The sequence below is a fragment of the Pantoea sp. genome (assembly GCF_039594315.1).
Taxonomy (GTDB): Bacteria; Pseudomonadota; Gammaproteobacteria; order Enterobacterales; family Enterobacteriaceae; genus Pantoea.
Map to the genome: position 1 here is coordinate 1 of NZ_JBCNNP010000075.1, position 16,661 is coordinate 16,661.

General features: G+C 54.4%; 14 protein-coding genes and 3 tRNA genes. 9 read left to right on the forward strand and 8 right to left on the reverse strand.

From position 1 onward, the window contains the following. The first annotated feature begins 386 nt into the window (after positions 1-386). The 4 genes from galT (at position 387) to gpmA (ending at position 4,511) form a co-directional block, all read left to right on the forward strand. The gene (gene galT, locus ABDW13_RS21980; protein ID WP_343554652.1) at positions 387-1,430 is read left to right on the forward strand and encodes a galactose-1-phosphate uridylyltransferase; all 1,044 of its coding nucleotides are present in this window, start codon (positions 387-389) and stop codon (positions 1,428-1,430) included. Further along, the gene (galK, locus tag ABDW13_RS21985) at positions 1,431-2,579 is read left to right on the forward strand and encodes a galactokinase (RefSeq protein ID WP_343554653.1); all 1,149 of its coding nucleotides are present in this window, start codon (positions 1,431-1,433) and stop codon (positions 2,577-2,579) included. It begins immediately after the preceding gene. Next, the gene (gene galM / locus ABDW13_RS21990) at positions 2,573-3,607 is read left to right on the forward strand and encodes a galactose-1-epimerase (RefSeq protein WP_343554654.1); all 1,035 of its coding nucleotides are present in this window, start codon (positions 2,573-2,575) and stop codon (positions 3,605-3,607) included. The genes galK and galM overlap by 7 nt, the downstream gene beginning before the upstream one ends. Positions 3,608-3,758: 151 nt before the next feature. Next, a complete protein-coding gene (gene gpmA, locus ABDW13_RS21995) occupies positions 3,759-4,511 on the forward strand; it encodes a 2,3-diphosphoglycerate-dependent phosphoglycerate mutase (protein WP_343554655.1) in 753 nt (250 codons plus the stop codon). A gap of 60 nt (positions 4,512-4,571) precedes the next feature. Here gpmA and aroG read toward each other — a convergent pair whose 3' ends face one another. Continuing rightward, a complete protein-coding gene (gene aroG, locus ABDW13_RS22000) occupies positions 4,572-5,624 on the reverse strand; it encodes a 3-deoxy-7-phosphoheptulonate synthase AroG (RefSeq protein WP_343554664.1) in 1,053 nt (350 codons plus the stop codon). Positions 5,625-5,922: 298 nt separating this feature from the next. Between aroG and ABDW13_RS22005 the strand changes: the two genes are divergently transcribed. From ABDW13_RS22005 to zitB, 4 genes are all read left to right on the forward strand, one after another. Next, on the forward strand, positions 5,923-6,261 hold the full coding sequence (locus tag ABDW13_RS22005) for a YbgS-like family protein (RefSeq protein ID WP_343554656.1): 339 nt from the start codon (positions 5,923-5,925) through the stop codon (positions 6,259-6,261). 113 nt (positions 6,262-6,374) lie between these two features. Beyond that, the gene (locus ABDW13_RS22010) at positions 6,375-6,959 is read left to right on the forward strand and encodes a response regulator transcription factor (protein ID WP_343554657.1); all 585 of its coding nucleotides are present in this window, start codon (positions 6,375-6,377) and stop codon (positions 6,957-6,959) included. A gap of 23 nt (positions 6,960-6,982) precedes the next feature. Then, the gene (locus ABDW13_RS22015; RefSeq protein ID WP_343554665.1) at positions 6,983-10,024 is read left to right on the forward strand and encodes an ATP-binding protein; all 3,042 of its coding nucleotides are present in this window, start codon (positions 6,983-6,985) and stop codon (positions 10,022-10,024) included. Beyond that, the gene (gene zitB / locus ABDW13_RS22020; protein ID WP_343554658.1) at positions 9,993-10,958 is read left to right on the forward strand and encodes a CDF family zinc transporter ZitB; all 966 of its coding nucleotides are present in this window, start codon (positions 9,993-9,995) and stop codon (positions 10,956-10,958) included. Before ABDW13_RS22015 ends, zitB begins: the two co-directional genes overlap by 32 nt. Here zitB and pnuC read toward each other — a convergent pair. From pnuC to ABDW13_RS22035, 3 genes are all read right to left on the reverse strand, one after another. Continuing rightward, complete coding sequence (gene pnuC, locus ABDW13_RS22025) at positions 10,952-11,674, reverse strand: nicotinamide riboside transporter PnuC (protein WP_343554659.1); 723 nt, start codon at positions 11,672-11,674, stop codon at positions 10,952-10,954. The two genes, zitB and pnuC, sit on opposite strands and share 7 nt — an antisense overlap. Positions 11,675-11,815: 141 nt before the next feature. Beyond that, a complete protein-coding gene (nadA, locus tag ABDW13_RS22030; protein ID WP_343554660.1) occupies positions 11,816-12,877 on the reverse strand; it encodes a quinolinate synthase NadA in 1,062 nt (353 codons plus the stop codon). Between the two features lie 135 nt (positions 12,878-13,012). Further along, positions 13,013-13,510 carry a methylated-DNA--[protein]-cysteine S-methyltransferase gene (locus ABDW13_RS22035; protein WP_343554661.1) on the reverse strand — a complete coding sequence of 166 codons (498 nt, stop codon included), beginning with the start codon at positions 13,508-13,510 and terminating at the stop codon, positions 13,013-13,015. A gap of 158 nt (positions 13,511-13,668) precedes the next feature. Here ABDW13_RS22035 and ABDW13_RS22040 point away from each other — a divergent pair, with 158 nt between their 5' ends. After that, positions 13,669-15,135: an AlkA N-terminal domain-containing protein gene (locus ABDW13_RS22040; protein ID WP_343554662.1), complete on the forward strand. Its 1,467-nt coding sequence runs from the start codon at positions 13,669-13,671 to the stop codon at positions 15,133-15,135. 199 nt (positions 15,136-15,334) lie between these two features. Here the strand turns inward: ABDW13_RS22040 and ABDW13_RS22045 are convergent. From ABDW13_RS22045 to cpoB, 4 genes are all read right to left on the reverse strand, one after another. Continuing rightward, positions 15,335-15,410 (reverse strand) — tRNA-Lys (locus ABDW13_RS22045). A 26-nt stretch (positions 15,411-15,436) separates the two neighbouring features. Then, a tRNA-Lys gene (locus tag ABDW13_RS22050) sits at positions 15,437-15,512 on the reverse strand. Between the two features lie 53 nt (positions 15,513-15,565). Continuing rightward, a tRNA-Lys gene (locus ABDW13_RS22055) sits at positions 15,566-15,641 on the reverse strand. 165 nt (positions 15,642-15,806) lie between these two features. Then, a complete protein-coding gene (cpoB, locus tag ABDW13_RS22060; RefSeq protein ID WP_343554663.1) occupies positions 15,807-16,613 on the reverse strand; it encodes a cell division protein CpoB in 807 nt (268 codons plus the stop codon). Positions 16,614-16,661: the final 48 nt, after the last annotated feature.

Here is a 16,661-nt window from a genome sequence, read left to right on the forward strand (position 1 = left end):
AATAATGGCAATGGCGCCCAGCTTCGTGCTTCCCACCCGGCGACCAAGACACTATCCCCGGGCGGTAAAGAAAAAGCCGAAACGCTATGCGTTCCGGCATGTCTGAGGCTTAACTGACGAGCATTACACCATAAATGGCGACCCTACAAAATCTCGCGTAGGGTGCGCATTTATGCGCACAGTCAACCCTTCCCACATCAAAATGTAACCGCTACCATTTCATTGCCTGGTAATCCATCAAACAAACGCAATAACCCCACAAAATGAGAATCGTCACCTTGTGTAAACGATACCATTTATCCAGACTGGATCACGCTTTCAAACTGGTCTTTGTGCTACTTTGATCAAAATCATTTTTATCTGTTTGCCGTTTACCAGGACTCATCATGGAAAAATTTAACCCGGTCGATCATCCGCATCGCCGTTATAACCCATTGATCGATCAATGGGTGCTGGTCTCTCCGCATCGCGCTAAGCGTCCATGGCAAGGTGCGCAGGAAACCCCGGCTCTGGAACAACTGCCTGTGCACGATCCCGACTGCTTCTTGTGCGCAGGTAATACCCGCATTACCGGTGACATCAATCCCAACTATAAAAGCACCTACGTGTTCACCAATGACTTTGCCGCGCTGATGACCGATACGCCGGATGCGCCGCAATCTGAAGATGTGCTGATGCGTTGCGAAAGCGCACGCGGCACCAGCCGCGTCATCTGCTTCTCGCCGGATCACAGCAAAACGTTACCAGAACTGCCGCTGAGCGCGCTGGAAGATATCGTGCGTACCTGGCAGGAACAAACCGCCGATCTCGGTCAACACTATCCGTGGGTGCAAGTTTTCGAGAATAAAGGCGCGGCGATGGGCTGTTCCAACCCGCATCCGCACGGCCAGGTTTGGGCCAACAGTTTCCTGCCGAATGAAGCGCAGAAAGAAGATGACCATCAGCGTCGCTACTTCGCAGAGCAAGGCACGCCGCTGCTGGTGGATTACGTTGCGCGCGAATTGAAAGATGGCAGCCGCACCGTGGTGGAAACCGAACATTGGCTGGCCGTGGTGCCATGGTGGGCGGCGTGGCCGTTTGAAACGCTGCTGCTGCCGAAAGCACACGTTAAACGCATCACCGATTTGAGCGCAGCCCAGCGCAGCGATTTGGCGCTGGCACTGAAGCAACTCACCAGCCGCTACGACAACTTGTTCCAGTGCTCATTCCCTTATTCGATGGGTTGGCACGGCGCGCCATTCAATGGCGAAAGCAACGATCACTGGCAGCTGCATGCCCACTTCTATCCACCGCTGCTGCGTTCAGCCACGGTGCGTAAATTTATGGTTGGCTACGAAATGCTGGCCGAAACCCAACGTGATTTAACGGCGGAACAGGCGGCTGAACGTCTGCGTTCTGTCAGCGATGTCCATTTCCGCGAGGCACAATAAATGTCATTAAAATCCATTACTCAACAGGTTTTCGCTGACACTTTCGGCTATCAGCCGACGCACAGCATTCAGGCGCCAGGCCGCGTGAATTTGATTGGCGAACACACCGATTACAACGATGGCTTTGTGCTGCCCTGCGCTATCGATTATCAAACCGTGATTGCCTGCGCCAAGCGCGACGATCGCCAGGTACGCGTCGTTGCCGTTGATTACGATAATCAACAGGATAGCTTCTCGCTGGATGCGCCGATTGAGCCGCTGCAAGAGCCGATGTGGGCCAACTACGTGCGCGGTGTAGTGAAACATCTGCAAAAACGCGATGCCAATTTTGGCGGCGTCGATATGGTGATCAGTGGCAACGTGCCGCAAGGCGCAGGCTTGAGTTCATCGGCCTCGCTGGAAGTGGCGGTTGGTACCGTGTTCCAGCAGGTGTATGCCTTGAAGCTGGACGGCGCAGCGATTGCGGTCAACGGTCAGGAAGCGGAGAACCAGTTCGTGGGCTGTAACTGCGGCATTATGGATCAGCTGATTTCAGCGCTCGGCCAGCCGGATCACGCCATGCTGCTGGATTGCCGCACCTTGGGTACCCGCGCGGTGTCGATGCCAGAAGATGTCGCGGTAGTGATCATCAACTCCAACTTCCGTCGCAGCCTGGTGGGCAGCGAATACAACACGCGTCGTGAACAGTGTGAAACCGGCGCGCGCTTCTTCAACAAGCCAGCGCTGCGTGATGTCACGCTGGAAGAGTTTGAAGCTTCAGCAGGCGAATTGGATGCATTGGTGGCAAAACGCGTGCGTCACGTGATCACAGAAAATGCCCGCACGCTGGAAGCGGCGGATGCCTTGAGCGCGGGCGATCTGAAACGTATGGGCGAGTTGATGGCAGAATCGCACGCGTCAATGCGCGATGATTTTGAAATCACCGTGCCGCAAATCGATCAGCTGGTTGAGATTGTTAAAGCGCAACTCGGCCCGCGCGGCGGCGTGCGTATGACCGGCGGCGGTTTCGGTGGCTGCATCGTGGCGTTGATGCCAACCGATCTGGTAGAGGAAGTTAAAGCTGCCGTGGCTGAAAAATATGAAGCGCAAACCGGCATCAAAGAGACCTTCTACGTGTGCAAAGCCTCGGCGGGAGCTGGCCAATGGTAACCGATGTGAACTCTCATGCGCCTGACGGGCAACCGTGGCGCATCACCGTGCTGCGCAATCGCAACGGCATGGTCGCCACCTTTATGGATTGGGGCGCCACCTGGATGTCGGCGCGCGTCCCTATGCGCGACCATAGCGTGCGTGAAGCGCTGCTCGGTTGCGCAACGCCGTCTGATTATCTGCATCAGGATGCCTATCTCGGCGCAACGGTGGGTCGCTACGCTAACCGCATCGCCTCGGCGGAACTCAAGCCGTTGAACTTGCTGTTGGCCGCCAATCAAGGTGCGCATCAACTGCACGGCGGGCCAGAGGGTTTCGATAAACGCCGCTGGCAGATTGTCAGCCAAAGCGAGTCCGAAGTGCACTATCGCCTTGACTCGCCGGATGGCGACCAGGGTTTTCCTGGCAATCTGATCGCCGATGTGATCTACCATCTAGATGATGACAATTGCCTGTCGATTCGCTATGAAGCGCAAACCGATAAGGCGTGCCCGGTCAATCTGACCAACCATGCTTACTTTAATCTTGATGCGCATCATGGTGATGCGCGCCAGCATCGCTTACAACTGCACGCCGATCGTTACTTGCCGGTCGATAGCGAAGGTATTCCGAACGCGCCGCTGAAAAACGTGGCTGGCAACAGTTTTGATTTCCGCCAGCCGAAGCGTGTCGCCGATGAATTCCTCGCCGATGACGATCAAAAAGCGGTAAAAGGCTACGACCACGCCTTTTTGCTCAACGCCGCTGGCGACAGCAACGCGCCCGCAGCCCATTTGTGGTCTGCCGATGGCAAGCTGGAGTTGAGTGTGTTTACCGCCGCACCGGCGTTGCAGTTCTATTCTGGCAACTATCTGGAAGGAACACGCGCCCGTGAGCAGGACAGCTATACTGCTTTCCAGGGCATTGCTCTGGAGAGTGAATTTTTACCGGATTCGCCCAACCACGCTGAATGGCCGCAGCCTGATTGCTGGTTGCAACCCGGCGACCGCTGGCAGTCCGTGACGCGCTATCGCTTCACGCCGCACTGAGCAGCCGGTTGAAAAACGCGCACTGCGCTGCCGACAGGCTTACGCCGTGCGCTGTTTTCCGCTATGGTATGGCGCTATTAGTGAGCCGCTTCACAGGTGGCCGCAGCCGGTTTCAACACTAATCGTAAATCGAGCATTAAGGAGTAAAGCTATGGCCGTAACTAAGCTGGTACTGGTGCGACACGGCGAAAGCCAGTGGAACCAGGAAAACCGCTTCACCGGATGGTATGACGTTGACCTGTCTGACAAAGGTCGCACCGAAGCCAAAGCAGCCGGTCAGCTGCTGAAGAAAGAAGGTTTCGTGTTTGATTTCGCTTACACCTCAGTGCTGAAACGCGCTATCCACACCCTGTGGAACGTGCTGGATGAGCTGGATCAAGCTTGGTTGCCGGTTGAGAAAACCTGGCGTCTGAACGAGCGTCACTACGGTGCGCTGCAAGGTTTAGATAAAGCTGAAACCGCCGCTAAATACGGTGACGAGCAAGTTAAACAGTGGCGTCGTGGCTTTGCCATCACCCCACCGGAACTGGATCGTGCTGATGAGCGTTTCCCTGGCCATGATCCACGTTACGCTTCACTGACGGATGCACAGCTGCCAACCACCGAAAGCCTGGCGCTGACCATCGAACGTGTCATTCCTTTCTGGAACGAAAGCATTCTGCCGCGCATCAAGAGCGGTGAGAAAGTGATCGTTGCGGCACACGGCAACTCACTGCGCGCGCTAGTTAAATACCTCGACAACCTGAGCGAAGACGAGATCCTCGAACTGAACATCCCAACTGGCGTGCCATTGGTGTATGAGTTCGACGAGAACTTCAAGCCGTTGAAACGTTACTATCTGGGTGATGCTGACGAAATCGCTGCAAAAGCAGCAGCCGTGGCAAACCAGGGTAAAGCAAAGTAAGTTAGCGCTGAAATGCAAAAAGGCCAGACGCGAGTCTGGCCTTTTTTATTGTCTGCGGAGTTAGCCGCGACGTTGTTTAACCGCCTGCGCCAGTTGACGCAACGCTTTCTCGGTATCTTCCCAACCGATGCAAGCATCGGTGACGCTCTGGCCGTATACCAGCGGTTTACCGCTGTCAAGACTCTGATTGCCTTCCACCAGATGACTTTCAATCATCACGCCAGTAATCGCCTGCTCGCCGCCGGCAATTTGCTGCGCCACGTCATCACATACCACCATCTGACGCTGGAACTGCTTGCTGCTGTTGGCATGGCTAAAGTCGATCATCACCTGCGGGCGCAGACCCGCTTTTTCCAGTCCGGTTTTCACTGCCGCTACATGATGCGCGCTGTAGTTTGGCTCTTTGCCGCCACGCAGGATGATATGGCAATCTTCGTTGCCGCTGGTTTCGACAATCGCCGAGTGACCGTATTTGGTGACGGACAGGAAGCAGTGCGGCGCGCTGGCCGCACCAATCGCATCGATGGCCACTTTGATGGTGCCGTCAGTACCGTTTTTGAAACCGACCGGGCAAGAGAGACCGGAAGAGAGTTCGCGGTGTACCTGAGATTCGGTGGTACGCGCACCAATCGCGCCCCAGCTCATCAAATCAGCCATATATTGCGGGGTGATCATATCGAGGAACTCACCTGCCGCTGGCAAGCCGAGATCGTTGATATCCACCAGCAGCTTGCGCGCCAGCCGCAAACCATCGTTGATTTGGAAGCTGCCATCCATAAACGGATCGTTGATCAGCCCTTTCCAGCCCACCGTGGTGCGTGGTTTTTCAAAGTACACACGCATTACCACTTCAAGCTCGCCTTTCAGCTCATCACGCAGTTGCAGCAGACGCGTAGCGTACTCTTTTGCCGCTTTAGTATCGTGAATCGAGCACGGGCCGATCACCACCAGCAGGCGATCATCAGCGCCATGCAGAATGCGGTGAATCGCCTGGCGTGATTGTGCAACGGTTTCAGCAGCTTTATCGGTCGCGGGGAATTTCTCAAGCAAAGCAACAGGAGGCAGTAATTCTTTGATCTCTCTGATGCGTAAATCGTCGTTCTGGTAATCCATACTTAATTCCATTCAAATTTCTGGCCCAACGTGCGCCGGGCGCAACCCGACCAATGTAGCCCTTCACGCTGTAGGTGTAAATTACGCGCCGTGGTAAAAATGCATATCTCAAATTTGCATTTATCACGCGATGAACTATGCTTTTTAAACGTAAGCACTAAGGATTAACGTGTTTGCATTATTAAATATTTAAGCGAAGCGCAATTAGTGGAATTTTATTCCGCGCGATGCGCTATTTTCGTCACTCAGCACCAGTGGTGTGAGACGGCAACTATCCATTTATTACCGGAGCATAATGATGAATAAGTTTGCAATTATCTTTCTGACGGCAGCGATGACTTTAGGTAGCGGTGCGGCTTTCGCGGCCGATAACAACGGTGAAGCCAATGCATCGGCAGAAGCAGGCGCTGCCGCGGGTGGCGCAAAACAGAATCTGCCACCGAACAATGTTGATAACAGCAAAATCAACAACGGCAGCATGAATACTAACAGTGCTGCAACGTCGGGTATGAGTTCCGGCAAGATGTCCGCAGAGCAGATGCACAAAAACACCATGTGCAAAGACGGCAAATGTCCGGACATGAATAAAAAAGTCGGTACCAAGCATCACAAAAAAACGGATGGCACTTCGCAGTAATGCACTCATTCGTTATTAATGGTCATTCACGGGAGGGCATACGCTCTCCCGTTTATTTTTCCCCTCGCCCTTTTCCGCTATGCTGATGCAATGAATTTCACAGGAATTGTGTCATGGCTTCATTGCTGCTTATTGATGATCACCCGCTGGTTGCCGTCGCACTGGAAGCGGCTTGCGTAAATTCACCGATTACCCTCAACATTCACGCCTCAGGCGATGAAACCGAAGCGCGCCGTTTGATTCAGCAGCAGCAATTTGACTTGATTGTGCTGGACATTGGCTTGCCCGATTGCGATGGATTAGAGCTATTACGCCGTTTGCGCGCCCGCGATCAGCAATGTCCTATCTTGATCTATTCGGCGCAGCAAAGCCGCCACACCTTACTCAGCGCAGTATCTTTGGGCGCGGCAGGTTATGTAGTTAAAAGCCAAAGCATGGCGCAATTACTCAGTGCAATTTTGGCGGTACTCGGCGGCAAACAAGCCTTCCCACCGTTGCCTGCCCGCATTGAATTGCCGTTGACCGATAAAGAGCAGCAGATTGTCGCCTTGCTGGTACGCGGCTTATCCAATTTGCAGATTGGCGAACAGTTGCATATCAGCAATAAAACCGTCAGCACCCACAAGAAAAACATTCTGGAAAAAACTGGCGTGCAATCGGTGGTGGAACTGGCCGAACTGTGGAAAGCACAGCAGTGAGAATCCTGCTACTGCTGGTTGTAATGCTGTTCAGCTTGCTGGCAAAAGCCGATTTGCAACCGGCCAGCAGCGTGATGTTACCCGCCATGATGCCTGCGCCGCACGCCGAACCCTGGCACGCTACACTGCGCGTGGCGGTTCCGGCGCAAAACAGTGCGCCCTGGGCGATGCGCATCGGCGATCGTATTTGGGGCATTGATGCCGATTACCTCAGCGCACTGAGTCAACTCACCGGCACCCATTTCACCCTGCAAAGCTACGCGGATCGCAGCGCACAATTAGCCGCGTTGCAGCGTGGCGAAGTCGATTTGGTGTTAAGCAGCGAACACGCGCAGTTACCGCCAGATATCCAACTCAGCGACAGCTGGTACAGCAGCCCGATTCGCATCTATCGCAACCGCGATAATCAACGCGCAGTAATGTTTAATAGTGAAACGGCTCAGTTAATCATTGCCGATGCCACACTGGCGCAGTTGCCAGCGGAGTTTGTGCGCCAGCATCGTTGGCACAGCTTGCCGGGTGATTTGCAGGCGCTGTACGCCTTACTCAATCAACAAAGCGATTATCTGGTCGCCGATGAAGCCAGCGCCGGTTTTCTGCTGGGACAATTGCAGCAAGGGCAGATTTACCAAATCACCGCCGATCCCGGCGCGGGTGAATTGACCTTGCGCGCCCTGGCGCGCGATAGCGCGTTGATTCAGTGGATCAATAGCCAATTGCGTTTGCTGCCGGCTGAATTCAGTAATCGCGTGCAGCAACGCTGGAGCCCGCCGCTGCTGCGTTATCAGGACACGCAAACGCTGATGCTTAGTGCGAGTGAGAAACAGTGGCTGGCGCAGCATGCGGAGATTCCCTACGCGGTGGAAGCGGATAATGCGCCGTGGAGCTATCGCGACAGTAATGGCAACGCGCGCGGCTTTGGTATCGATCTGCTTAATGCCTTAAGTCAAAGCACCGGGCTGCACTTCACCCCGCGCTGGGTGAATAATCCACAACAGGCGAATGCCTTGTTGCAGCAACAGCAGGTGATGCTGAATCTGTTGCAACCGCTGTACGGCGACGATCTCAGCAACAATACGTTGCCGGTGTGGCGCGCCATTTGGGGCATTTACACGCTTTCCAGCCATCAACCGATGAACTGGTTATCGCTGCAAGGCCAGCGCGTTGGCGTGCTGCGCGCCGATTTAGCCCAGCGCTTGCTGCCGGCGGGTATCACGCCGCAGTTGTTCGACGATCGTGCCCAATTGTGGCAAGCGCTGAACAACGGGCAAATCGATGCGTTGGTGGATAACGTGCTCTCGGCACGCTGGCGCATGGCGAGCCACGCGGATAATCGCGTTCATCTGGCCTTTGCCGCCAGCGATATCGCCTGGCCGCTGGCGCCGCAGGTCAGCACGGCGCAGCCGCAGTTGCGCGCCCTGCTCGACCATGCGTTACAGCAAATTCCGCCCGATACGCTGAATCAGATGCGCGTAAGTTGGTCACAACCGCCGCAGCCCGGCACCACCATGGCGATGCGCAATGTGCCGTTAATGATTCTGATCGCTGCGGGCATCATTATTGTTTTGCTGCTGGCGTTGCTGCTGCGCCGTTACTTGCAACAACGGCGCGAGCGGCTGCAACGCGAACAGGCTGAACGCGCCAACGCCGCCAAAAGTCAATTCCTCGCCACCGCCAGCCACGAACTGCGCACGCCGATGCAGGCGATTCTTGGATTGCTGGAACTGGAACAGCAACAACATCCCAGTGAACGACTGACGCTGATGCATAGCAGCGCACGTTCGCTGATGGCGCTGCTTAATGATTTGCAGGATCACGCGCGCATCGAAAATCAAAGCTTCCGCCTCGCGCCTCGCCCGCTCAACCTGACGCATTGGTTGCAGCAACAGCAACAGTTCTACCATCCGCTGATGCGCGATGCGGGGCCAAACATGATTGTTGAGGCAATGACACCGCTGCCAGCTTGCGTGCTGCTGGATGGCGATCGCTTGCAACAAGTGATCAATAACCTGGTGGCTAACGCGCTGAAGTTTACCCGCCACGGCGAAGTGCGTTTGTCGCTGGCGGTGGCATCGCAGATCGAATTGACCGTTGCGGACAGCGGCAGCGGCATCCCGCTCGACGAACAAGCACAATTGTTTGAGCCGTGGTATCAAGCGCCATCAGGCAAAAGTCATGCGGTACAAGGCAGCGGATTGGGATTGTTTATTTGTCGCGAAATCGTGCATCGCATGGGCGGAAGCTTAACCCTGACCTCCGCACCGGAGCGCGGCACCACGGTCTGCGTGCAATTGCCGCTGGAGTTGTGCGATGAAACAGCGTCTGAACGCACCGAACGCTGGCCACATTATCCGCATTTGCGCGTGGCGATTGTCGATGATCATCCGACTAACCTATTGGTGATGCAGCAGCAGTTGGCCAACTTCGGTGTGGATGCGCAGGTGTTTGAAGAGGGCCGCGCCTTGCTGCACGCCGATGCCGCCCAGCCGTTCGATATCCTATTTATTGACCAGATGATGCCGCGCCCGGATGGTTTAGCGCTACTGCGCATTCTGCGCCGTCGTCAGCGCCAAATGGGCCGTTCGATGCTACGCGTGCTGTGCTCTGCCGATGTGCAATTACTAAAAGTCGATTTGCTGGATGACGAAGCGTTGCTGCTCAAACCGATCGAACTCGATCATCTTGCGCCGCTGCTGGCGCGTGTGCAGCAAGATCCGCTGGCTGCGTTGCCTGAAAGCCTGATGATTCTGGCACAGCATAATCAGGCGTTTATTCCGCGCATCTGCCAGACCTTGCAGCGCACCTTACAGCAGGATCGCGATGCTCTGATGAACGCGCGCGATAGCCAAAATTGGTCAGCGCTGGAACACGCGGCGCATCGCATGAAAGGCAGTTGGTTAATGCTGGGCATGGATGCGGTTGCCGAGCGCTGTCAGCAATTGATTACCCAGGCCAAACAGCAGCAGATGCAGGTAGATGATGTCAATTTGCTGATATCATTAACAAACAGGTTACTTGAACAACTGGAAAATTATGGCACACACTCACTCTCACAGCGCGCCTAGCGGTAACCGCTCGCGGCTGGCTGCGGCGTTTATCGTCACGGCGCTGTTTATGGTTGCTGAAGTCATCGGCGGGTTGGTTTCGGGTTCATTAGCGTTGTTAGCGGACGCCGGGCACATGTTAACTGATGCCGCCGCGCTACTGGTGGCGTTGCTGGCGGTGCAGTTTGCCCAGCGCAAACCGAATGCGCGGCATACCTTCGGTTTATTACGCTTAACCACGCTGGCGGCGTTCGTGAATGCCATCGCGCTGTTGGTGATTACGGTATTGATTGTCTGGGAAGCGATTGAACGTTTTTATCAGCCACAGCCGATTGCAGGCGGTTTGATGCTGAGCGTAGCGATTGCTGGATTGCTGGCGAATCTGCTGTCATTTTGGCTGCTGCATCGTGGCAGTGAAGAGAAGAACCTTAACGTGCGCGCCGCAGCCTTGCATGTGCTGGGCGATCTGCTGGGATCGGTGGGCGCGATTGCCGCCGCGGTGATTATCATGCTCACCGGCTGGACGCCGATTGATCCGATTCTGTCGCTGCTGGTGTCTTTACTGGTGGTGCGCAGCGCCTGGTCGTTGTTGCGCGAGAGTTTGCATGAATTGCTGGAGGGCGCGCCGGGCCACATCAACGCCGATAAGCTGGCACGCGAGCTGACGCGTAATATCGCCGAAGTGCGCAACGTGCATCACGTTCATATCTGGCAAGTGGGGGAAAAACCGGTACTGACGCTGCATGTACAGGTGATTCCGCCGTACGATCACGACGGATTGCTACAACGCATTCATCAATATCTGCATCAGCATTATCAAATTGCCCACGCCACGGTGCAGATGGAGTATCAACCGTGCAGCGGGCCAGATTGTGAATTGGGATTAGGCAGTGGCGCGCAGCACGATCATCATGACCATGCCGCGCTAGAAGGCCACGCGCATCATCATCACTGATGGGATAGCGCACGCGAGCCATGTTCGCGTGCGCTTTGCATCCACAAACGCGAACCATTGAGGGCAATCAGCGTCAGAATCGCGTACTCCAGCGACATCGCATACACGCCCTGACGCGCAAAGATCATCACGCTAATCACATTGATCACCACCCACAACAGCCAGTTCTCAACGTATTTCCGCGTCATCAAAATCATCGCCACAATCGATAACACCATCATGCACGAATCCCAGAACGGGAAGGCATCCGGCTGCAATTGCGGCATCGTCACATTCAGGCCCAGACTCTGCATAATGCCCACTGCGGTTTTGGTCAGGAAAGCAAACACCAGATCGATATAAAGCGTCATCAGCGCAATCGCCAGCACACAGGCAGCGCCCCAACCCAACGCTTTCGGCAGCGGCAACCAGCGGATTCTTAGCTCAGTTTCATTGTTGGCGGTTTGTCGGCTCCACGCGTACCAGCCGTACACGTTGGCGACAAAGAAGAACAGTTGCAGCAGCAAACTGGCATACAGCTGAATCTGAAAGAAGATCACCGCAAATAGCGTGACGTTGATCAGTCCAAAGAAGTAATTGATGATTTTTTCCAGGCTGGCCAGCCAGATGCACAGCAAGCCAGCAACAGTGCCAACCGCTTCGATCCATGACAGATCGTAGCCGCCGACACCCAACGGAATGTGAACCAGAATATTTTGCGTGCTAAAGAAGTCCATGCGGTATACCTATACCCTAAATAATTCGAGTCGCAGGAAGGCGGCAAGGGAATGAATCCCCAGGAGCTTACTCCAGTAAGTGACTGGGGTGAATGAGTGCAGCCAACGCATCTGCAACTCGAAGTATGACGGGTATAAGCATCATGCGTTCCCTTTAACCTTGAGTTTGAGATCTGCTGCAAAGGATAGCATGCGATTGAGCGGGATCAACGCGGCCTCGCGCAGCGCTGCATCGACATGGATTTCATGCTCACTACCGCCACGCTCTAATCCTTCGGCAATCGCTTTCAGGCCGTTCATCGCCATCCACGGACAATGCGCGCAGCTGCGGCAGGTCGCGCCTTCGCCTGCTGTTGGCGCTTCCAGCAGCTCTTTGTCTGGCACTGCCTGCTGCATTTTGTAGAAAATGCCGCGATCGGTGGCAACGATCATTTGTGGATGCGGCAGCGTTTTGGCCGCCTGAATCAGTTGGCTGGTGGAACCCACCGCATCGGCCAAATCGACAATCGCCTGTGGCGATTCCGGATGCACCAGCACCGCCGCATTGGGATACAGCGCCTTCATGCGTTGCAGCGCTTGAGTTTTGAATTCGTCATGCACAATGCATGCGCCCTGCCAACACAGCACATCCGCGCCGGATTTCTGCGTGACATAGCGACCAAGGTGACGATCGGGCGCCCAGATGATTTTCTCGCCCAAGCTGTCGAGATGTTCAATCAATTCAACCGCAATACTCGAGGTGACTACCCAATCCGCGCGCGCTTTCACCGCCGCCGAGGTGTTGGCATACACCACCACGGTACGATCCGGATGTTGATCGCAGAAACGATTGAACTCTTCAATCGGGCAACCGAGATCGAGTGAACATTCCGCCTGCAACGTTGGCATCAACACGGTTTTTTCCGGGCTAAGAATTTTGGCGGTTTCGCCCATAAAACGCACGCCTGCGACCAGCAAGGTTTTTGCCGGATGGGTGCTGCCAAATCGCGCCATTTCCAGTGAGTCTGATACGCAGCCGCCGGTCTCTTCCGCCAGCGCCTGGATTTCCGGATCGGTGTAGTAATGCGCCACCATCACCGCATCACGCTCTTTCAGTAAGCGTTTGATTTGGTTTTTGTAGTGGGATATTTCATCTTCACTGAGACGCGCCGGTTTCGGCGGGAAAGGATAGATCGCGCTTTCAGGATCGAACATCAGACTCATGACACGGCTCTCGTTTTATCAATTTAACAAAATCGCCAACTGTGGCGATGATGCGGCATCAAAACCGCCATCGTGTTTTATATGCTAAACACGATAGCGGAATTGCGCGAGAGTGTCGTCTCTTTTTTGCGCGCTCTACAGCAACAATGCGCTTTTCTGCGGGCTTTCCAGTTCCAGCAGAAAGGCTTTGACCGCCAGGCCGCCGGCAAAACCGGTGAGTTTGCCGTTGCTGCCAATTACGCGGTGACACGGCGCCATAATCGACAAGGGGTTTTTGCCGTTGGCCGCGCCCACCGCACGCACCGCTTTCGGGTTGCCAATCTGTTCGGCGATTTGCAGATAGCTGCGCGTTTCACCAAACGGGATGGTGAGCAACGCTTGCCAGACTTTTTTCTGAAATTCGGTGCCAACGGTATCGTAAGGCATATCAAACTGCTGACGTTCCCCGGCGAAGTATTCGCGCAGTTGCCGTTCAGCTTCACACAGAATCGGGTGCTGATCGTCGCGGCTGATCGGGTTGAGCGGCACGCGTTGCGAACCTTCGTTTTCCCACAAAATCGCCGATAAGCCTTTATCGGTAGCAATCAGCGTCAGTTCCCCAACGGGGGTTTCAGTGATTTTGGCATAATACATAGAGCATCTCCGGCGTAATCTTTGCGCAAGATTATCGCATTTTCGTCAGCCTAAACTGGCTGTTTTCGGTCATCAGCATAAACTGGTTAGCTGTCCGAAAGCAGCGAGTTTTCCTGTTTAGCTTGCGCGACCATGCAGTTTATTTGCTGGAGACGATGATGTTCGATCCTGAAATTGCCTACGAGGCGCTAACCTCACGCGACAGCCGCTTTGACGGTTTGTTCTTTGTTGGCGTGACCTCAACCGGCATCTATTGCCGCCCAATCTGCCCGGTAAAAGCGCCGATGCAGAAGAACTGCCTGTTTTTCAGCAGTGCGGAAGCGGCCGAAAAAGCGCATTTCCGCCCTTGCTTGCGCTGCCGTCCTGAACTGGCACCGGGTTTTGCGCCAGTTGATAGCCATCACCGCATAGCCGACCGTTTAATTCGGCGTATTGAAGAAGGTTTGCTGGAAGAACAGGAGACGCTCGCCGATATCGCCAGTGAATTTGAACTCAGTGAACGTCAATTGCGACGCGTGATACAGCAAGAGCTTGGCGTATCGCCATTAGAACTGCGTCAGACGCGCCGTATGCTGCTCGCTAAGCAGCTTTTGACCGAAACCTCGCTGCCAGTAACGGAAATAGCTTACGCCAGCGGCTTTCGCAGTCTGAGACGTTTTAATGACGTGTTTCAGGCACGCTATCGCATGACGCCGTCGCGGTTACGTAAACAGAGTCAACCCGAATCCGTCACTGTGATGCAACAAAGTGCCGAGCTGCGGTTGAGTTATCGCCCGCCTTACGATTGGGACGCGATGCTCGATTTCCTGCAACAGCGTGTGATGAAGGAAGTCGAATGGGTGAATGACGGCATTTATCACCGCACCGTGGCGCTGGGGAATTGTCGCGGCTGGGTGCGCGTTAGCCATTTAGCTGAGAAGCAATCGCTTAAAATCGAGTTCACCACCACGTTAACGCCGGTGTTGCCCGCGTTATTGCGACGTCTGCGCGATCTGTTTGATTTGGATGCACAACCCCAGCGCATTGCAGAGCATCTCAGCCACGATCCTCTGTTGGCGGAGAGTTTGTTGCGTTATCCGGGTTTACGCGTTCCTGGGGCGTTTGACGGCTTTGAATTGGGGGTCCGTGCGATACTCGGCCAACAAGTTACGGTAAAAGCGGCAACGACGTTAAGCAGTCGCATGGCGCAGCGATTTGGTGAACTGCTTGAAACCCCGTGGCCGGAACTTTCTCGCTTGCCGCCGACGGCAGAAACGCTGGCGGTGGCGACCATCGACGATATCGCGAGTTTGGGGATTGTTAGCGCGCGGTCACAGGCGATTTTGTCGCTAGCACAGGCCTGTGCTTCAGGAGCGTTACGTTTTAACGGCGCGGTGAATCCTGACGTGGTACAGCAACAGTTGTTGGCGTTGAAAGGTATTGGTCCGTGGACCGCGAGTTACATCGCCATGCGCGCCCTGCGCTGGCCGGATGCATTTCCCAAAGAGGATATTGCGATTCGCAATAATCTTGGCGGTGTGAGTGCCAAAATGGCTGAGCAGTTATCGCAGGTTTGGCGACCGTGGCGCAGTTATGCGGTGCTGCATATCTGGAAAAGTCTGACGCCGGTTAAGAAATCAAAATAATTGCGTTCCAAAGCAATTGCCAAGCCAGAGAGCTCTTAAAGGCGGGAGCGGAAGAGCGAAGCGTCCGAGCCATGGATGGCGAGGCCGATCCACAGGGATGTGAGATTTCTTCGCGATCCGCCCCGCCTTTTAGAGCTGGAAACAGATCCCAAAGCATTAAAAAGCAAAAAGGCGCCTTTAGGGCGCCTTTCTACATAACTGGTGGGTCGTGCAGGATTCGAACCTGCGACCAATTGATTAAAAGTCAACTGCTCTACCAACTGAGCTAACGACCCGCTGGGGGCTTACAACCTGTTTTTGATGGTGGGTCGTGCAGGATTCGAACCTGCGACCAATTGATTAAAAGTCAACTGCTCTACCAACTGAGCTAACGACCCATCAAGGTTGTGAAGCTTACTGAAGAAATCATCTCACTAACAACGGGTTGAGATGGTGGGTCGTGCAGGATTCGAACCTGCGACCAATTGATTAAAAGTCAACTGCTCTACCAACTGAGCTAACGACCCATCTTCAGGCTGCCGATACTTGTTAAGATATGTCCCGGCAACGGCGGCATATATTACTGATTTAGCGGGAGGGCGCAACCGTTATTTTCCACTAAATCTGTCAATCGCTTACCTTTCATGCTGCAAGACCAGAAATCACACGAAATCCGGTCTTTTATGCACAAATTACAACCCGGCGAGGCGTTTTTGCGCCTGCTTAGCAGAATCACTATTTGGGAATTGTTTGATCACTTGCTGGAAAACTGCCTTGGCTTTCGCCGTGTCATTCTTCTCTTGCATGATCACGCCAACTTTAAACAGCGCTTCTGGGGCTTTTGGCGATTTCGCATAGTTTTTTACCACAGTGGCAAAATAGTAGGCAGAATCGTCTTTTTTACCCTTGTTGTAAAACAGCTGTCCCAGCCAATAATTGGCGTTCGGCTGATAGGTAGAATCAGGGTATTTCTTCACCCACGCTTGCAGCGCAGTGATCGCCTGATCGTACTGCTTCTTCTCCAGAATCAGCGCAACGGCAGCATTGTAATCCGTGTTGGCATCACCAGTTTGTGCTGGCGCGGCCGCACTGGTAGCGTTATCGCTGCTCGCACTGCTTGCAGCAGCTGCATCTGCACCGGCCGCAGCAGCATCTGCACCACCGCTGGCCTGCGCACCGTTACTGCCGGAGCTGAGGCTATCGATCTGCTGATAAAGCTGTTTCTGGCGCTCAACCACTTGATTAAGCTGATAGCTGTTTTGCTGGATTTGCCCGCGCAGCGAATCGATATCGCTTTGGTTGTCGCTCATCTGCTGCTGCAACTGCTGCAGAAGCTGAGCCTGGGCATTAGAGATACGTTCAAGAGTGGTGACGCGGTCTTCGACCGAGCCTGAGCCAACGCTACTGATTGACGCCTGGGCATGAGCGGCTCCCAAAGGAGCCGCTACGCCAACCAGTAACGACAGACTCAACAGATGAAGTCTGAAGTTACTAATCATGTGATTCTCTTAGTAAACCAGTACGGCACGACGGTTTTTAGCGTAAGC

What these genes read in the sequence shown, in the direction of transcription:
- galT (WP_343554652.1), top strand. Translation starts at nt 387, where the DNA reads ATGGAAAAATTTAACCCGGTCGATCATCCGCATCGCCGTTATAACCCA.
- galK (WP_343554653.1), top strand. Translation starts at nt 1,431, where the DNA reads ATGTCATTAAAATCCATTACTCAACAGGTTTTCGCTGACACTTTCGGC.
- galM (WP_343554654.1), top strand. Translation starts at nt 2,573, where the DNA reads ATGGTAACCGATGTGAACTCTCATGCGCCTGACGGGCAACCGTGGCGC.
- gpmA (WP_343554655.1), top strand. Translation starts at nt 3,759, where the DNA reads ATGGCCGTAACTAAGCTGGTACTGGTGCGACACGGCGAAAGCCAGTGG.
- aroG (WP_343554664.1), bottom strand. Translation starts at nt 5,624, where the DNA reads ATGGATTACCAGAACGACGATTTACGCATCAGAGAGATCAAAGAATTA.
- ABDW13_RS22005 (WP_343554656.1), top strand. Translation starts at nt 5,923, where the DNA reads ATGAATAAGTTTGCAATTATCTTTCTGACGGCAGCGATGACTTTAGGT.
- ABDW13_RS22010 (WP_343554657.1), top strand. Translation starts at nt 6,375, where the DNA reads ATGGCTTCATTGCTGCTTATTGATGATCACCCGCTGGTTGCCGTCGCA.
- ABDW13_RS22015 (WP_343554665.1), top strand. Translation starts at nt 6,983, where the DNA reads ATGCTGTTCAGCTTGCTGGCAAAAGCCGATTTGCAACCGGCCAGCAGC.
- zitB (WP_343554658.1), top strand. Translation starts at nt 9,993, where the DNA reads ATGGCACACACTCACTCTCACAGCGCGCCTAGCGGTAACCGCTCGCGG.
- pnuC (WP_343554659.1), bottom strand. Translation starts at nt 11,674, where the DNA reads ATGGACTTCTTTAGCACGCAAAATATTCTGGTTCACATTCCGTTGGGT.
- nadA (WP_343554660.1), bottom strand. Translation starts at nt 12,877, where the DNA reads ATGAGTCTGATGTTCGATCCTGAAAGCGCGATCTATCCTTTCCCGCCG.
- ABDW13_RS22035 (WP_343554661.1), bottom strand. Translation starts at nt 13,510, where the DNA reads ATGTATTATGCCAAAATCACTGAAACCCCCGTTGGGGAACTGACGCTG.
- ABDW13_RS22040 (WP_343554662.1), top strand. Translation starts at nt 13,669, where the DNA reads ATGTTCGATCCTGAAATTGCCTACGAGGCGCTAACCTCACGCGACAGC.
- cpoB (WP_343554663.1), bottom strand. Translation starts at nt 16,613, where the DNA reads ATGATTAGTAACTTCAGACTTCATCTGTTGAGTCTGTCGTTACTGGTT.